Raw genomic sequence first — 13,508 nt, 5'->3', positions numbered from 1 at the left:
GGGGAAAGATTAAGCGGAAAGCCGCTTGCGGCCGCGCGAACGGCGAGCGGCAAGAACCTTGCGGCCGCCGGCAGTTGCCATGCGCGCACGGAAACCGTGACGACGCTTGCGGACGAGATTGGATGGCTGGAAAGTGCGCTTCATTTATTTAATACCGCGGTGTGCGGCCCTTCTTGGTTCTGTCTTTGAACAGGAGCTAGTTCATTCCCTCGCGGATCGGACAGCACAAACTATCCGTTGACCCGTGCGGGCGAACGTGGTGCGGCTTATAAGAGCAGGGGCATCAAGAGTCAATTCCCACAAGGGCATTCCACGCAAACATGTGATCAAGCCAATTATGACTAACGGCGGGGTGGTTTCGCTTTGTTGAGTACAATGGCTGCGCGGACGAGCACTTGCAATGCATCTTCATTGATGGCTTCGTTTTCGTGAATATCGATTGCTCGTCTCACATTGCCTTCGAGGCTTGAGTTTAAGAGAGCAGACGGGTCCGCAAGGGATGCACCTTTGGCAAAGGTCAGCTTTACGATGCTTTTATAAGTCTCGCCCGTACAGATAATACCCGTGTGCGACCAGACCGGCACACCGCGCCACTTCCACTCTTCAATGATCTCCGGATCGGCCTGTCTGATAATGGTTCTGACCTTGGCAAGCGTTTCGCCACGCCCAGTCTGCAAGTTCCCTGATCCGCGCATCGATCAATTGTGAGGGTTCTTTGTCGTCATCTGCATTCACTGCATTGTCTTTGGTCATGGTGGCTCCATCCCATTCAGGGTGATCATAGCACTGCACTTTATTGTAGGCGAGTGTGAGGGATGTTGCGGGCATTTTCGATGGAATTGTGTGCTTCATACTGCGATCAGGCATTGCCAAAGCGGGCAGGGGCTTTAATAAGGATGCGCAACATTTTCAAAAAGCGGGACCATTTCCGCAGCAGTCATGAGAGGAGTTCACCATGAGCATCCGTCGTATCGAAGTCGGACCACGTATGAGCCAGGCCGTTGTTCACGGCAATACCGTTTATCTCGCTGGCCAGGTCGGTGCTCCGGGCACAAGCGTGACCGATCAGACCAAGGCTGTTCTGGTTGAAGTTGATCGTCTTCTCGCGGCCGCTGGCTCCGACAAGTCGAAGATCCTGCAGGCCATCATCTGGCTCGCTGACATGAAGGACTTCGCGGAAATGAACGCGGTCTGGGACAGCTGGGTCGACAAGGCCAACACACCAGCGCGCGCGACCGGTGAAGCAGCACTCGCAACTCCTGACTACAAAGTCGAGATCATTATCACTGCTGCAATTTAATCAGCAGGTCATGTGATTATCGTTGTGATGCGCTCTAATGAACCCCGTGCAAGCGGGGTTTTTTATTGGCGTATCCGCTCCGAATAACCTTCTCGTCCACCTGCCTGTGCTTTTTTATCGATAGATGCACGCTTCTCTATCTCTTCAAGCGTGCCATTGTTTTCGAGCCAGCCATGGTCATAGAGATAACCCGGCAGATAGCCGGACAAGAGAATACGGTAATCGAAGGGGAATGTCGGGTCGAGCAGACGCGCCATTGTGAAAATGATCGTCGTGCAATTGGCGCTCAGCGTATTATAGAACTTGGGTGTAGACGCCAGTTCGTTTCCCATTTCCACATAAGAGAGAAACAATTCGCGGGCATCTGCCGGGGGCAGATTCACGCGGTAGCGATAGACATCTTCTTTCCGCACATTGGTGCGCAGGAAAACGATGTCACTTTCTTCAGCTGCAATCATGGCCAGCTCGAATTCACGGAAGAAGCCGCCGATCGCGGAATAAACCTCGTGATGTTCCTTGCGGATCTCACCGGAAAAGACGACATGCCGCCCATCTTCAAAACCGAAGGACAGGAGCGTGTGGGCAATCGCCGGTCCTGTCCAATAGGACAGATAGACATCGACTGAGTTTATCTTGCTGAGGTCGTAAGTTTCGTCTTTCCAGACTGGCGTGAAGTCCTCTGGCGTTCGCCAGTCGAAATCCCGGACGTTGAAAAGAGTGACCTGATCGCCATCCACCTTGCCCGTGACGGTGCGTGCGACTTCGGGAGCCCAGATGCGATCGAGCGAAGGGCGGATGGTTGCCCACCAGCCAAGGAAGGCGAGCACAAGCAGGCAGAAAAAAAGCCGCTTGCGCAGACAAAAGAACTGGCGCTCCCCCGCGATGACCCAAACTGCGATGAAGAGCCAGGCTGCGATAATTGAGCCGCGCACGGCATTGCCGAAGGGCAGCTGGAACCACATCGCGAAACTGGCCCAGATTGCAAAGATGATAACGAATAAGATGAAGACCAGTTTGCCTATGATACGGACGGTTTTTGATTTCAATATAGAAGACATGGACATCCCGTATTCGCTTGGCGCTTCATTTGCCGAAGTTGCAGCGATACTGACATGATTTGCATTGGAATGTCATCGCCTATCCTGCAGGAAAGGCGATTTATCTGATAGATTAGACTTTATAAAAAGAAGAAGTGCATATCTTATTTCTTGAGTATTACAGCAGCGTCACGCGGACGTCTTACTTGCTTGCTTCCTTTGGCAAACGGGCGTCCAACGCGCCATAAAAGCAGTGCCGTTACAATCGCTGCATAGATTATTGGTTCAGCGGGCCAGCTTTTAACAGACATTAGAAAGTGTATCGCACCACCAGCAATGGCGACATAGACAAGCTTGTGCAGCGTGATCCAGCGTCGACCGAGTTTGCGAATGGACCAATTGTTGGAAGTAAGCGCCAAAGGCACCAGAAGCGCCAGACTGATCATGCCTATGGTGATGAAGGGTCTGCGGACGATATCTGCAACGACAGCCGAAATGCTAAGTGCCTGATCCAGCACCATATAAACAGTAAAATGCATCAACACATAATAGAATGCGAGAAGGCCAAGCGCGCGTCGATAACGCAGCAGGCTGATGCCAGTGACATCGCGGATCGGTGTTACGAGCAATGTCAGGATAAGGAAGCGCAGAGCCCAAAGGCCGAGCGTGTGTTCAAAGCTTTTGACAGGATCTGCACCGAGCTGGTCTGTTGCCCCGAGATAAAAGGCCCACAAAGCGGGAAGCAAGCCGAGGACATAAAGTCCCCAGACCTTCAATTCATTAACCCGCACAGATTTGGTTTTGGCGATGGCCATGTCAGTAATTCTTCTGCAGGTCCATTCCAGTATAGAGCGATGCTACTTCCTCTGCATAACCGTTGAAAGGCAGGGTAGGGCGGCGGCTCGAACCGAAGAAGCTGCCTTCACCGATCCTGCGCTCAGTGGCCTGACTCCAGCGCGGATGATCGACTGCCGGGTTCACATTCGCATAGAAGCCATATTCATTGGCAGCTTGCTGCTGCCATGATGTTGGCGGTTGTTTCTCGACGAAGCTGATTTTGGTGATCGATTTGATGCCCTTGAAGCCATATTTCCATGGAACAACAAGCCGGATGGGTGCGCCATTGGCGTTGGGAAGCGTTTCACCATAAAGGCCAACCGACAGGATCGTCAGCGGGTGCATGGCTTCGTCCAGGCGCAAGCCTTCGATGTAAGGCCAGTCGAGAACCTGAAACAGTCCCTTTTGTCCCGGCATTTCTTCGGGACGGACAACGCCAGTAAAGGCGATATATTTGGCGGAGCCAAGTGGTTCGACCTGAGAAAGCAGGCTTGCCAGCGGAAAGCCGATCCACGGTATGACCATCGACCATGCCTCAACGCAACGCATCCGGTAGATGCGTTCTTCGAGCGGCATTTTGGCTATCAGATCCTGAATGTCGAATTCCTTCGGCTGCTTCACAAGACCGTCGACTGTCAGGCGCCATGGCAAAGGTTTGAAATCGCCCGAATTGGCAGCCGGATCGCTCTTGTCGGTGCCGAATTCGTAGAAATTATTGTAGGTGGTGACGGCCTCTTTGGGCGTCAGCTTTTCATCGACCTTATAGGATGAGGCTTTGGCCTTGAGTGGGTCTGCGAAAGCGCCAGAGGCCATTCCGGTTGCCGCCAGCGCGCCAAGTCCGACCATAAATTCGCGACGCCGGAGGTAGAACGCGCGCGGTGTTACCTGATCATCCGTCAGTCGGGCAGGTGAGAAGCGGCTAAATTTAACGTTGGTCATCGTTTTGAAATCCATTCGTCGCAATCATAGCCTATTTCTCCGTTCAAAGGCGTCAAAATCGTGAACATTTTGCCGCCCTATTGTGGCTCACGCTTTGTTGATGGATTTGAGGTGCTGTAACAGAATTGTAACATAGCGTAATTTTTCGTGCGCTCTGCCACATTCTCGCTAAAACTCTGCTGTTAAGAGCCTTACATTCATCGAGCCGGCAGGGGTCCTAGAGAACCCGGGTGGAGCTGCCTTAAAACCTTCGTTAACATATCAGTGGCAAGTTGGGCTTATGGTAAAGAAGACGTTTATAGCTGCCATTATGATGGCGCTCGCAGCAACAACAGGCACCGCATTTGCGGAAGGCCAGCCCGCGCCGGTAAAGGTGATGAGCAAGGCTCAGGGCATGGCCTTGAACGGCCTCTCTGCCTCAATGAAAAATGAAACAGGCACTCCCCAGCTTGGTGAGGGCGTAACGATGCGCGACAAGAAGATGGACGCAGAAACAACTCCCGAACAGAATTTTTCGCGCAGCAAGCGGTTCATTTATCGCTTCTACACGCCTGAAAACGCTTCCAGCGAGCTGATTGTTCTTTTGCATGGTTCCGGCGGCAATGAAGCAAGCCTCGTGCCGCTCGCGTCCAAAATATGGCCACGTGCAACGCTGTTGGGTATTCGTGGCCGTGTAATGCAGGATGGTGGCACGCGCTGGTACAAGCGTATTACCCCGGTTAAGTTCGACCAGAAGGATGTGAAGCTTGAGGCCAATGCGTTTGTCACATCGCTGACGCGCCTGGCTGAAGAGAAGGATCTCGACCTCTCACACGCAACCTTTGTCGGTTACTCAAACGGCGCAAATCTGCTGGCTGCAACCATGATGTTGCACCCCGATCTGGTGAAGCGCGCGGTTCTGATGCGCTCCATGCCAGTTCTGGACAATGTGTCGGTTGCCAATCTTGGCAAAGCGCGCGTGTTGACGATTACTGGTCAGGAAGACAAGCTTTATTCGCCTTTTGCGCCAGCTTTGTCGGCACTGCTGCGTTCTGGTGGTGCGAAGGTCGATGCCCGCACAATTGAGGCTGATCATATGCTCGGTGAAAAAGACGCTGCTGCGATTAGCCAATGGGTTGCATCGCTTGGGCCAGACGGTGGGCCAACTGTCACGATGAAAGCGAAATAGTTTAAATGAAAAGGCCCCAACCGGGGCCTTTCGTTTTAGTTCGTTCAAACTTATCAGGCTGTTGTCATGTCGATGACGCCGCAGTCACCTGTTTCAGAACCAAAGGCTAGACGGCTACCCTGATCGTCCCAGCCCATGCTGGAAATAGCACCTTTGCCCGGACGCCGCAGAAGAACTTCCTTCTGGTCCGAGAAGCGCACAAGAAGAACCATGCCGTCATTGTAGCCAATAGCAGTGATGTCCTCGACCGGATGGCAGGCAACGGATGTTACCATACTGTCTGCACGAAGCCCCAATTCGAGCGGCGCTTTGCCCATAGGGCCATCCTTGCCAGCAAATGGCCAGACGATTGCAGCCGGGGCACCGGAGGTCGCCAGCCACTTGGCTTTAACGCTCCAGGACCAATCCTTGACCTTTGCCGGATAGCCCGTCATGCGCATGTGCTTGGTGTCTTCCAGACGCCAGCCATGCAACGCATTTTCCTGCATTGAGGTGATCAGGAAGCGACCGTCAGGGGAGAAAATGACGCCGATATGTGCGCCTTTCCACTCAAGTTCCACAGGCTTTGCTTCGGTGCCGGTCCAGATCAGGGTCGCGCCATTGTAACGCGCGATTGCGAGACGCTGCCCTTTCGGCGCAAAGGCTACGCCTTCGACACTGCGTTCCTGTGGAAACTCCTGCACTTTACCATTGGACGTGCGAACCCACGCGGTGCGCCCGGAGGCAAACCCAACGGTTCCGCCGGGGCCGCTTGCGACCGCAGTCATCCATTTGCGTGGGACTTTGGCCAGCTCGGTAACTGTTCCGTCGGAAGCAGTTTGGCAAACGCGGCCGTCTTCACCGCCGGTTATCAATGCTTTGCCGTCAAAAGACAACGTTGCACTGAGCAGTCCGTCATGAGCTGTGCTGGTCTGGTGGCCGTTGTCCAGCCGATGGATGGTTCCATCGGCCAGAGCAAAGAAGGGAACGCCGCCGATGAAGCGGGCATAGAGACAATGACCATCAAGGTCGAGCGGGGCAACTGTAGGCATCAGCGTCCAATTTTACTTTGGCAAGTTTACTAGAGCGCCGGGCGTCCTATTGGACGCCCAAAGGTCGCTCTAACCCTTTAAAATCAGAGCATAATTTTACCTTAAACTGATCCAAGTTTAAGGAATTATGCTCTAGGATTGGCAGTTTTCAAAGCCGGCTTTAAGTTCGGCTGCATTAAGCTCTCGTCCGATGAAGACAAGACGGCTTTCATGCTTTTCTTCCGGCTTCCATGCGCGCTGGTGGTCGCCTTCGATGATCATATGAACGCCCTGAACCACGTAGCGGTCCGGATCGTCCTTGAACGCGATGATGCCCTTGAGACGCAGAATGTTCGGACCCTGTGTCTGGGTGATATTCTGTATCCATGGAAAGAATTTCGCCGGATCAATTTCACCAGCACGAAGCGAAACGGATGTTACCGTCACATCATGGATCGGTGATGCATGGTCATGATGATGGTGGTCATGCCCGTGCGCGTGATCATGCCCATGGTCATGGTTGCAATCTGGACCGCAGGTGTGGTCATGATCATGGTGGTGATGATGATGATCGTGGCCATGATGATCGTGCCCGTGATCATGATCACAGTCAGGTCCGCAAACGTGATCCGGATGATCGTGATCGAGGAAGTGAGGATCATTCTCAAGCGCGCGCTTCAAGTCGAAAGCACCGCGATCAAGGACGCGCTCAAGCGGAATCGAAGCGCGTTCAGTACGGTGAATGATGGCGTGTGGATTGATAGCGCGCACAGTTGCTTCAATCACGGCCAGTTCTTCCGGTGTCACGAGATCGGTTTTGTTGATCAGAACCACGTCGGCAAACGCGATCTGGTCTTCAGCTTCGCGGCTGTCTTTGAGGCGCAGCGGCAAGTGCTTGGCATCAACGAGTGCGACAACCGCATCAAGGCCGGTCTTGGCGCGCACATCGTCGTCCATGAAGAATGTCTGTGCCACTGGAACAGGATCGGCAAGCCCAGTGGTTTCAACGATGATGGCGTCGAAGCGGCCCGGACGGCGCATCAGGCCCTGCACCACACGGATCAAATCTCCGCGCACGGTGCAGCAGATGCAGCCATTGTTCATTTCGTAGATTTCTTCATCCGATTCGACGATTAGATCGTTGTCGATACCGATCTCGCCGAACTCGTTGACGATAACTGCGTAACGCTTGCCGTGATTTTCGGTGAGGATGCGGTTGAGAAGCGTCGTTTTACCCGAGCCTAAGTATCCGGTCAGAACGGTAACGGGAATGCGGGCCGCTTCTGTGCCAGCGTCGTTGGTCGACTTGTCCTCAGTTTGGGCTTCAGCCTGGCTCATTGTTCATGCCTCTTGAAGTTGCTGCCTTTCGGTGCGCGCACAAACATGCGCCATCAAGGCTTCAGATCGGGTAATTCATATAAGGGAAGGTGCTCGTGAATGCTATATGCAATGCTATATTATTACATTGGCTCCAATCACGTTCTCGCCAATTGCTTGGGTGCAAAGCGTGCAAGGTCAAACTGATCCACGTCATGGAGAAGTTCAATAAAGCCTGCAACAGCATGCGCGAGAATTTTCTCACCAGCCTCAGCAGTTGCAGCACTCGCATTACCCGCAACGCCTTCTGCATTCAGATCATGCATCTTCCAGCCGAACGCATGGGGGCCATAGGCGCGCAAGTGTTTGAATTGTTTTGCAAAGTCAGACTGTGCATTGGAGAAGTGTGCTGCCTTCGTCATATCGACGAGATCAGGGCGCAGCGCCAGCATCACTGATGTTTCAATAAATCCGCCATGAATATCGAGCGCCTTATCCTCAGGCCCAATCAGCCCTTCCGGCAGGCCGAACCGGGTCCAGCTTGTGGCCACAGCCAGCATGTCGAGCCGTGTGCGCAGTTCGGTCGCGACAATGGTCATCAGCGGTGCGTTGCCGCCGTGGGCATTGAGCATCACCAGCTTGCGGATACCGCCTGCATGAAGGTTCTCACCCATGCCGATCCACTGATTGACGGCTTCTGAAAATGCGAGACTCTGTGTGCCCTCGGTATCCATGTGCTCGATAGAATAACCGATAGGCTGGGCTGGCAGAAAATTGACATTGAGATCGGCTGGCAGGGCTTCGTTGACACGCGCCACAATGCCTTCCGCGATGATGGTATCTGTTTCAAATGGCAAGTGGGGGCCATGTTGTTCGTGAGCGCCAAGTGGCAGGACGACGATCATGTCACTGTTCTGGTCGCGCAGGTTTGTCATGTTTCCCTCATTCTATTTCATCTAAAATCGAAGCCTAACGCCAGTGAGCTGCAACCGCAAGCGAAGCTCACGCATTGTTAAGCTGAGAAGAGTTTCATCGATGCAGACAGTCGAAATCGCAGGTTGCACAAGAGTGTGCAGCCATTCTGGCATCATACGATTTTCAACAAATTGATAACTACAGTCATATTTACTGGATGCATGTTTGTTATTTCATAAGTCGGACAATATTTTACTTTATAAATATGTGTGACAATGTCGATCCAGCGACAATCTTAAAGTCGCAACAAGGGCGAGGTGGCGATGAGTAGGGACAATAAGGCGGTGGTGCTGTACCGGCTGCAATCTGTGGCGCGTCTGACACGCACTGTGTTGGCAACACGTCTTCTGGAGCTTGGACTTTATGCTGGTCAGGATGCGGTTATGCTGCAGCTCGCCTCAGAAGATGGTCTGCCTCCGGGCGTTTTGGCCCAGCGGCTGGGTGTTCGCCCTCCGACTATCACCAAAACCATCACGCGCCTGCAAGGTCAGGGCTTTGTCGTCAAGCGAGCCTCGGAAACGGATCAGCGTCAGTCACATGTCTATCTGACGCCGCAGGGGATCGAAGCAATCAAGGTCATCGAAAAGTCCATTCGCAAGACGGAAAAGGACATGTTGAAAGGCCTCGACAAGAAGGAGCGCAAGGCTTTCCTGAAGATGCTCGGACGCATGGAAAGTAATCTTGCGGCGCGTGGTGCGGCACGTCTTATCGATGAGTTGGACAAGGAAGTTGTTGATGACGATGATGTGGAATAGGTGCATGGTCGCTAAGACGCACTGAAAAAACTTTCAATTCAATGATTGCAATGGCATAACCATCTGCAAGATGGGATGGCCGCTCCTCTGATTGTCTGGCCGATGCCATCCTGTTTCGACTGTGGCAAGACCATTTCGGGGAGGCGACTTGGCTCAGAAAATCAAGCTTTCGACCATCGCAGACGCGCTTGGTGTTTCGACGGCCACCGTTTCGCTGGCATTGCGCGACAGTCCGCTTGTCGCCGATCAGACACGCGAAAAGATCAAGGAACATGCCCGCACCATCGGCTATATTTATAACCGAAGAGCTGCGAGCCTGCGTACATCCCGTTCCGGGATCGTAGGCGTTGTTGTGCATGACATCATGAATCCGTTCTTTGCCGAGATTTTGCGGTCGATTGAAACGGAGCTTGATCGTTCACGTCAGACCTTCATTCTGTCCAACCATTACGATCAGCTGGAAAAGCAGCGCACCTTTATGGATACGCTGCTGCAGCTTGGTGCGGATGGCGTGATCATGTCGCCAGCCATTGGCACGCCGGCGGAAGACATTCAGCTTGCTGAAGATAATGGTCTGCCGGTTGTGTTGATTGCACGTAGCGTCGAAGGCGTTCATGCGCCCGTTTTCCGTGGCGACGATGCCTATGGGATCGGGCTTGCGACCAATCATCTTATTTCGCTGGGCCACACACGGATTGCCATGATTGGTGGTACGGATCAGACTTCGACAGGTCGCGATCGTTATCGTGGTTATGTGCAGGCTATGGATAAGGCCGGACTTCTGGTGAACCCGGAATGGCGCATTTCAGGTCCGCGTACCAAGCAGGGCGGCTTTGAAGTTGCGCCGCAATTTCTGGCATTGAAAGACAAGCCGACTGCCGCCGTCTGCTGGAACGATCTGACTGCCATCGGTCTGATGAACGGTATTTCACGTGCAGGCCTCGTGCCGGGTGAAGATATTTCTGTCACCGGTTATGACGATCTCGAAGAAGCGGCAATTGCAACGCCTGCGCTCACGACAGTCTGGAACGGCCAACGCGAAGTCGGCCGCCGGGCTGCGCGTGCACTTCTTGATCAGCTGAACGGGGTCGAGGTTTCGTCAAACCAGGAACTCATCAAACCGGAACTACACATCCGGCAATCGACTTCCAAGCCCAAACACGCTTGATTATCCTTGATAACCGGACCGGGTTCTCTGGTCCGATGAATTCTGCTTGAACATAAGGAAGCTGCCATGACCCAACGTGAAGCGACCATTCTGGTGCTCGGTAATTTCAACGATTATGCCGTGCAGAGGCTTTCGGGTGAGTTCAAGGTCAAACGCATTCCTAAGGGTGATGCTGCCTTGGTGGAGGCAGGATGGGCAGGAGACGTGACAGGCGTTGCAAGCATGTCGACGGTCAATGCCGCGTTGATCGATGCGCTGCCAAATCTCGAGATCATCGGCAATTTTGGCGTCGGTTATGACGCAGTCGATGCGAAACATGCCGCGACCAGGAATGTCATGGTCACGAACACGCCTGATGTGTTGACCGAAGAAGTTGCCGACACGACGATTGGTCTGTTGATCGATACTGTCCGCGAGTTGTCAAAATCGCAAGAGTTTCTCCGTGCAGGAAACTGGGTGAAGGAAGGCCGCTACCCGCTTTCCAAGCTGTCTCTGCGGGGCCGCAAGGTCGGCATTTTTGGTCTTGGGCGCATCGGCAAGGCTGTTGCACACCGCGTTGAAGCTTTTGGTCTGCCGATTGCCTATCACAACCGTCGCCAAGCCGATGACGTGACTTATGATTATTATCCAAGCCTGCTTGAGCTGGCCCAAGCGGTCGATACGCTCATTCTGGTAGCGCCGGGTGGTGCTGAGACCGCCAAGGCAATCAATGCGGACGTGCTGAAAGCGCTCGGTTCGGAAGGCGTTTTGATCAATATCGGTCGCGGTTCGGTTGTTGATGAAGATGCGCTTGCAGCGGCTTTGACCAATGGCACGATTGCCGCCGCGGGACTTGACGTCTTTGTCGATGAGCCGAATGTGCCACAGGCGCTGCTTGATGCGCCCAATACGGTATTGCTTCCGCATATTGGTTCGGCATCCGAGAAAACCCGTCAGGGCATGGCTGACCTTGTCATCGACAATCTGATTTCATGGTTCGACAAGGGCGAAGCACTAACGCCTGTGCCGGAAACTATTCACGTCAAGAAAAAGTAAGATAAAGCGTCAGCTTCATTCGTTGAAACTGGCGCTCTGATTTCAGGCTGTGCGCTGCGCCTTGTGTTGGCGCACGGCTTCGCCAAAGGCTTTGAAGATTTTCTGCGACGGGCCATCAGTCTTCACCCAATATTCCGGGTGCCACTGTACACCTACGATAAAGCCTTTAGCGTTTTTCACGGATACGGCTTCGATCGTACCGTCTTCGGCAGTCGCTTCGATTTCGAGCGCTGGAGCCAATTGATCAATCGCCTGACGATGGACAGAGTTGACTTCCACAGTGTCGGATTTCAGAATTTCTGCGAGGCAGGAGTTTGGCGCGATCTTTACCGGATGCTGGATAGCAAAACGTTCGGCCTGACTATCCGATACCGGTGCGCGATGATCCATCCGTCCTTCGAGCTCTTGGATTTCGGTGGCCAGTGTGCCGCCCAAAGCGACATTTAATTCCTGCAGGCCACGGCAGATCGCCAAGACTGGGACGCCTTTTTCAATCGCTGCACGGAGCAACGGCAAGGATGTAGCATCGCGTGCATTATCATATGGCTCGAAGTCCGCACTCGGCTCTACACCATAAAGTTCCGGATTGACGTTCGACTTTGAGCCGGTAACGAGGAGACCATCCACACCGTCCAATATCGTATCGGTATCCATTTTCTCGCCAAAGCTTGGCACGAGAAGAGGCGTGACCTCTGCGACATCAATTGCGGCTGCGAGATATTGTGCTGGTGCTGCGTGCCACGTGTAGTTTTCAAAAGGCTTCACGTCTGTAGGCACGGCGATGAGTGGGCGTATAGATTTTGGCATGATCGATTGAAATCCGGCGAATGGCGTTCCTTCGCTGTTTGTAGAGCGGTGCGTGGTTCCGCGCAATCACCAAGCTGATCGCAGCCTCGCAACATGTTGGCATCTTCTGCTCACTCGATTGATCTGGTGATATTTTGGCCGTTGGGTTCACATAAACGTGATGTTGCACTAGATATACAAAGGAAATTGGCAGTCGGGGGGATAAATGGCTGACGATCAGATTTTCTCTGTCGTAGGCAAGGTGATTGCCGTGACCGGAGGGTCTTCCGGTTTGGGTTTGCATATGGTGCGCGTGCTGGCACGCCATGGAGCGCGTGTTATCTCGATATCACGCAGCCACGAAGGTGCCACATTCTGCCCCTCGGGAGGAGAAGTGCTGGAACTCATGGCAGATGTGACCAATCCCGATGAAATCAAAACCGCATTCGATGACGCGGAGCAGCGTCTGGGGCCGATTAACGTTTTGTTCAATAATGCGGGTGTCGCTCACGTGGCGCGTGCACTTGATACGACCCGCGATATGCTTGAACATATCTTCGATGTGAATGTTGGGGGTTCTTTTTTTACTGCGCAGGAAATGGCGCGCCGGATGATCGGTCGAAGCCAGAGCGGAGTGATCGTCAACACGACCAGTATTCTCGCTGAACGGCCGCAGAAGGGCACTGCTGCCTATGCCATGTCCAAGGCCTGTGTGACACAAATGACCCGGGCTTTGGCACTCGAATGGGCGTCGCATGATATTCGTGTCAATGCCATTGCTCCGGGATGGTTTCCGACGCGAATCAATGAAAGCCAGCTTTCTGGTCCTGCCGGTCAATATTTCAAAGGGCGCAATCCAATGCGGCGCCTTGGGGAAATGCAGGATCTTGACGGCATTGTCCTGATGCTGGCGTCAGATGCCAGCCGTTACATGACCGGGTCTGTGATTACTGTTGATGGCGGCCATCATATTTGACGATCCGTGCTGCCATTCAGTGCTAAATGGTGATCTGCCGGTGGTTTCCCCGCAGTTTAATCTTTGAACTGGGTTTTCCACTAAAAGAAGCGCCTGGAATGGCATTGTTACTCAGTCGTGATGTGTCGTTACGGTGGGTTTTGACTTTATAATAGTCGCTAAAGTCTCGTCAGTGCATAGGTTTTGGCGCGTTGTAAATAAACTG

The 13,508-nt window shown here is 53.3% G+C and carries 14 protein-coding genes and 1 pseudogene; 6 read left to right on the top strand and 9 right to left on the bottom strand.

Going from position 1 to position 13,508, the window contains the following annotated elements; translation table 11 throughout:
* Nucleotides 1-9: 9 nt before the first annotated feature.
* Together rpmH and C9380_RS09745 are read right to left on the bottom strand one after the other, a co-directional pair.
* On the bottom strand, nucleotides 10-144 hold the full coding sequence (gene rpmH, locus C9380_RS09750) for a 50S ribosomal protein L34 (RefSeq protein ID WP_024899264.1): 135 nt from the start codon (nucleotides 142-144) through the stop codon (nucleotides 10-12).
* Nucleotides 145-341: 197 nt separating this feature from the next.
* A pseudogene (locus tag C9380_RS09745) lies at nucleotides 342-753 on the bottom strand (DUF1801 domain-containing protein).
* A gap of 202 nt (nucleotides 754-955) precedes the next feature.
* Between C9380_RS09745 and C9380_RS09740 the strand changes: the two are divergent.
* Nucleotides 956-1,300 carry a RidA family protein gene (locus C9380_RS09740; protein ID WP_024899266.1) on the top strand — a complete coding sequence of 115 codons (345 nt, stop codon included), beginning with the start codon at nucleotides 956-958 and terminating at the stop codon, nucleotides 1,298-1,300.
* 62 nt (nucleotides 1,301-1,362) lie between these two features.
* Here C9380_RS09740 and C9380_RS09735 read toward each other — a convergent pair whose 3' ends face one another.
* From C9380_RS09735 to msrP, 3 genes are all read right to left on the bottom strand, one after another.
* Nucleotides 1,363-2,358: an Lnb N-terminal periplasmic domain-containing protein gene (locus tag C9380_RS09735; RefSeq protein ID WP_181152051.1), complete on the bottom strand. Its 996-nt coding sequence runs from the start codon at nucleotides 2,356-2,358 to the stop codon at nucleotides 1,363-1,365.
* A gap of 143 nt (nucleotides 2,359-2,501) precedes the next feature.
* Nucleotides 2,502-3,152 carry a protein-methionine-sulfoxide reductase heme-binding subunit MsrQ gene (msrQ, locus tag C9380_RS09730; RefSeq protein WP_128093454.1) on the bottom strand — a complete coding sequence of 217 codons (651 nt, stop codon included), beginning with the start codon at nucleotides 3,150-3,152 and terminating at the stop codon, nucleotides 2,502-2,504.
* Nucleotide 3,153: 1 nt separating this feature from the next.
* Complete coding sequence (msrP, locus tag C9380_RS09725; RefSeq protein WP_128093453.1) at nucleotides 3,154-4,113, bottom strand: protein-methionine-sulfoxide reductase catalytic subunit MsrP; 960 nt, start codon at nucleotides 4,111-4,113, stop codon at nucleotides 3,154-3,156.
* Between the two features lie 280 nt (nucleotides 4,114-4,393).
* On the opposite strand from msrP, the gene C9380_RS09720 reads away from it, so the two are divergent.
* Nucleotides 4,394-5,281 carry an alpha/beta hydrolase gene (locus C9380_RS09720; RefSeq protein WP_024899270.1) on the top strand — a complete coding sequence of 296 codons (888 nt, stop codon included), beginning with the start codon at nucleotides 4,394-4,396 and terminating at the stop codon, nucleotides 5,279-5,281.
* A gap of 53 nt (nucleotides 5,282-5,334) precedes the next feature.
* On the opposite strand, the gene C9380_RS09715 is transcribed toward C9380_RS09720, so the two are convergent.
* The 3 genes from C9380_RS09715 to C9380_RS09705 all read right to left on the bottom strand — a co-directional run bounded on the left by C9380_RS09715 (nucleotide 5,335) and on the right by C9380_RS09705 (nucleotide 8,543).
* Nucleotides 5,335-6,312, bottom strand: a complete 978-nt coding sequence (locus C9380_RS09715; RefSeq protein WP_105707940.1) for a WD40 repeat domain-containing protein — start codon at nucleotides 6,310-6,312, stop codon at nucleotides 5,335-5,337.
* 132 nt (nucleotides 6,313-6,444) lie between these two features.
* Nucleotides 6,445-7,629, bottom strand: a complete 1,185-nt coding sequence (locus C9380_RS09710) for a CobW family GTP-binding protein (protein WP_128093452.1) — start codon at nucleotides 7,627-7,629, stop codon at nucleotides 6,445-6,447.
* A 137-nt stretch (nucleotides 7,630-7,766) separates the two neighbouring features.
* Nucleotides 7,767-8,543, bottom strand: a complete 777-nt coding sequence (locus C9380_RS09705; protein ID WP_105707943.1) for a creatininase family protein — start codon at nucleotides 8,541-8,543, stop codon at nucleotides 7,767-7,769.
* Nucleotides 8,544-8,846: 303 nt separating this feature from the next.
* Here C9380_RS09705 and C9380_RS09700 point away from each other — a divergent pair, with 303 nt between their 5' ends.
* The 3 genes from C9380_RS09700 to C9380_RS09690 all read left to right on the top strand — a co-directional run bounded on the left by C9380_RS09700 (nucleotide 8,847) and on the right by C9380_RS09690 (nucleotide 11,541).
* Nucleotides 8,847-9,338: a MarR family winged helix-turn-helix transcriptional regulator gene (locus tag C9380_RS09700; RefSeq protein WP_128093451.1), complete on the top strand. Its 492-nt coding sequence runs from the start codon at nucleotides 8,847-8,849 to the stop codon at nucleotides 9,336-9,338.
* Between the two features lie 148 nt (nucleotides 9,339-9,486).
* The gene (locus C9380_RS09695; RefSeq protein ID WP_024899274.1) at nucleotides 9,487-10,506 is read left to right on the top strand and encodes a LacI family DNA-binding transcriptional regulator; all 1,020 of its coding nucleotides are present in this window, start codon (nucleotides 9,487-9,489) and stop codon (nucleotides 10,504-10,506) included.
* Nucleotides 10,507-10,572: 66 nt separating this feature from the next.
* Complete coding sequence (locus C9380_RS09690; protein WP_100558647.1) at nucleotides 10,573-11,541, top strand: 2-hydroxyacid dehydrogenase; 969 nt, start codon at nucleotides 10,573-10,575, stop codon at nucleotides 11,539-11,541.
* A 42-nt stretch (nucleotides 11,542-11,583) separates the two neighbouring features.
* Here C9380_RS09690 and C9380_RS09685 read toward each other — a convergent pair whose 3' ends face one another.
* Entirely contained in the window at nucleotides 11,584-12,348 is a 765-nt protein-coding gene (locus C9380_RS09685) for a gamma-glutamyl-gamma-aminobutyrate hydrolase family protein (RefSeq protein WP_105707947.1), read from the bottom strand.
* A gap of 205 nt (nucleotides 12,349-12,553) precedes the next feature.
* On the opposite strand from C9380_RS09685, the gene C9380_RS09680 reads away from it, so the two are divergent.
* Entirely contained in the window at nucleotides 12,554-13,303 is a 750-nt protein-coding gene (locus tag C9380_RS09680; protein ID WP_105707949.1) for an SDR family NAD(P)-dependent oxidoreductase, read from the top strand.
* Nucleotides 13,304-13,508 lie beyond the last annotated feature (205 nt).

Source organism: Brucella pituitosa (assembly GCF_003049685.1).
Classification (GTDB): Bacteria; Pseudomonadota; Alphaproteobacteria; order Rhizobiales; family Rhizobiaceae; genus Brucella; species Brucella pituitosa.
This window is presented reverse-complemented; position numbering and strand designations above follow the sequence as displayed.

What these genes read in the sequence shown, in the direction of transcription:
- rpmH (WP_024899264.1), bottom strand. Translation starts at nt 144, where the DNA reads ATGAAGCGCACTTTCCAGCCATCCAATCTCGTCCGCAAGCGTCGTCAC.
- C9380_RS09740 (WP_024899266.1), top strand. Translation starts at nt 956, where the DNA reads ATGAGCATCCGTCGTATCGAAGTCGGACCACGTATGAGCCAGGCCGTT.
- C9380_RS09735 (WP_181152051.1), bottom strand. Translation starts at nt 2,358, where the DNA reads ATGTCTTCTATATTGAAATCAAAAACCGTCCGTATCATAGGCAAACTG.
- msrQ (WP_128093454.1), bottom strand. Translation starts at nt 3,152, where the DNA reads ATGGCCATCGCCAAAACCAAATCTGTGCGGGTTAATGAATTGAAGGTC.
- msrP (WP_128093453.1), bottom strand. Translation starts at nt 4,113, where the DNA reads ATGACCAACGTTAAATTTAGCCGCTTCTCACCTGCCCGACTGACGGAT.
- C9380_RS09720 (WP_024899270.1), top strand. Translation starts at nt 4,394, where the DNA reads ATGGTAAAGAAGACGTTTATAGCTGCCATTATGATGGCGCTCGCAGCA.
- C9380_RS09715 (WP_105707940.1), bottom strand. Translation starts at nt 6,312, where the DNA reads ATGCCTACAGTTGCCCCGCTCGACCTTGATGGTCATTGTCTCTATGCC.
- C9380_RS09710 (WP_128093452.1), bottom strand. Translation starts at nt 7,629, where the DNA reads ATGAGCCAGGCTGAAGCCCAAACTGAGGACAAGTCGACCAACGACGCT.
- C9380_RS09705 (WP_105707943.1), bottom strand. Translation starts at nt 8,543, where the DNA reads ATGACAAACCTGCGCGACCAGAACAGTGACATGATCGTCGTCCTGCCA.
- C9380_RS09700 (WP_128093451.1), top strand. Translation starts at nt 8,847, where the DNA reads ATGAGTAGGGACAATAAGGCGGTGGTGCTGTACCGGCTGCAATCTGTG.
- C9380_RS09690 (WP_100558647.1), top strand. Translation starts at nt 10,573, where the DNA reads ATGACCCAACGTGAAGCGACCATTCTGGTGCTCGGTAATTTCAACGAT.
- C9380_RS09685 (WP_105707947.1), bottom strand. Translation starts at nt 12,348, where the DNA reads ATGCCAAAATCTATACGCCCACTCATCGCCGTGCCTACAGACGTGAAG.
- C9380_RS09680 (WP_105707949.1), top strand. Translation starts at nt 12,554, where the DNA reads ATGGCTGACGATCAGATTTTCTCTGTCGTAGGCAAGGTGATTGCCGTG.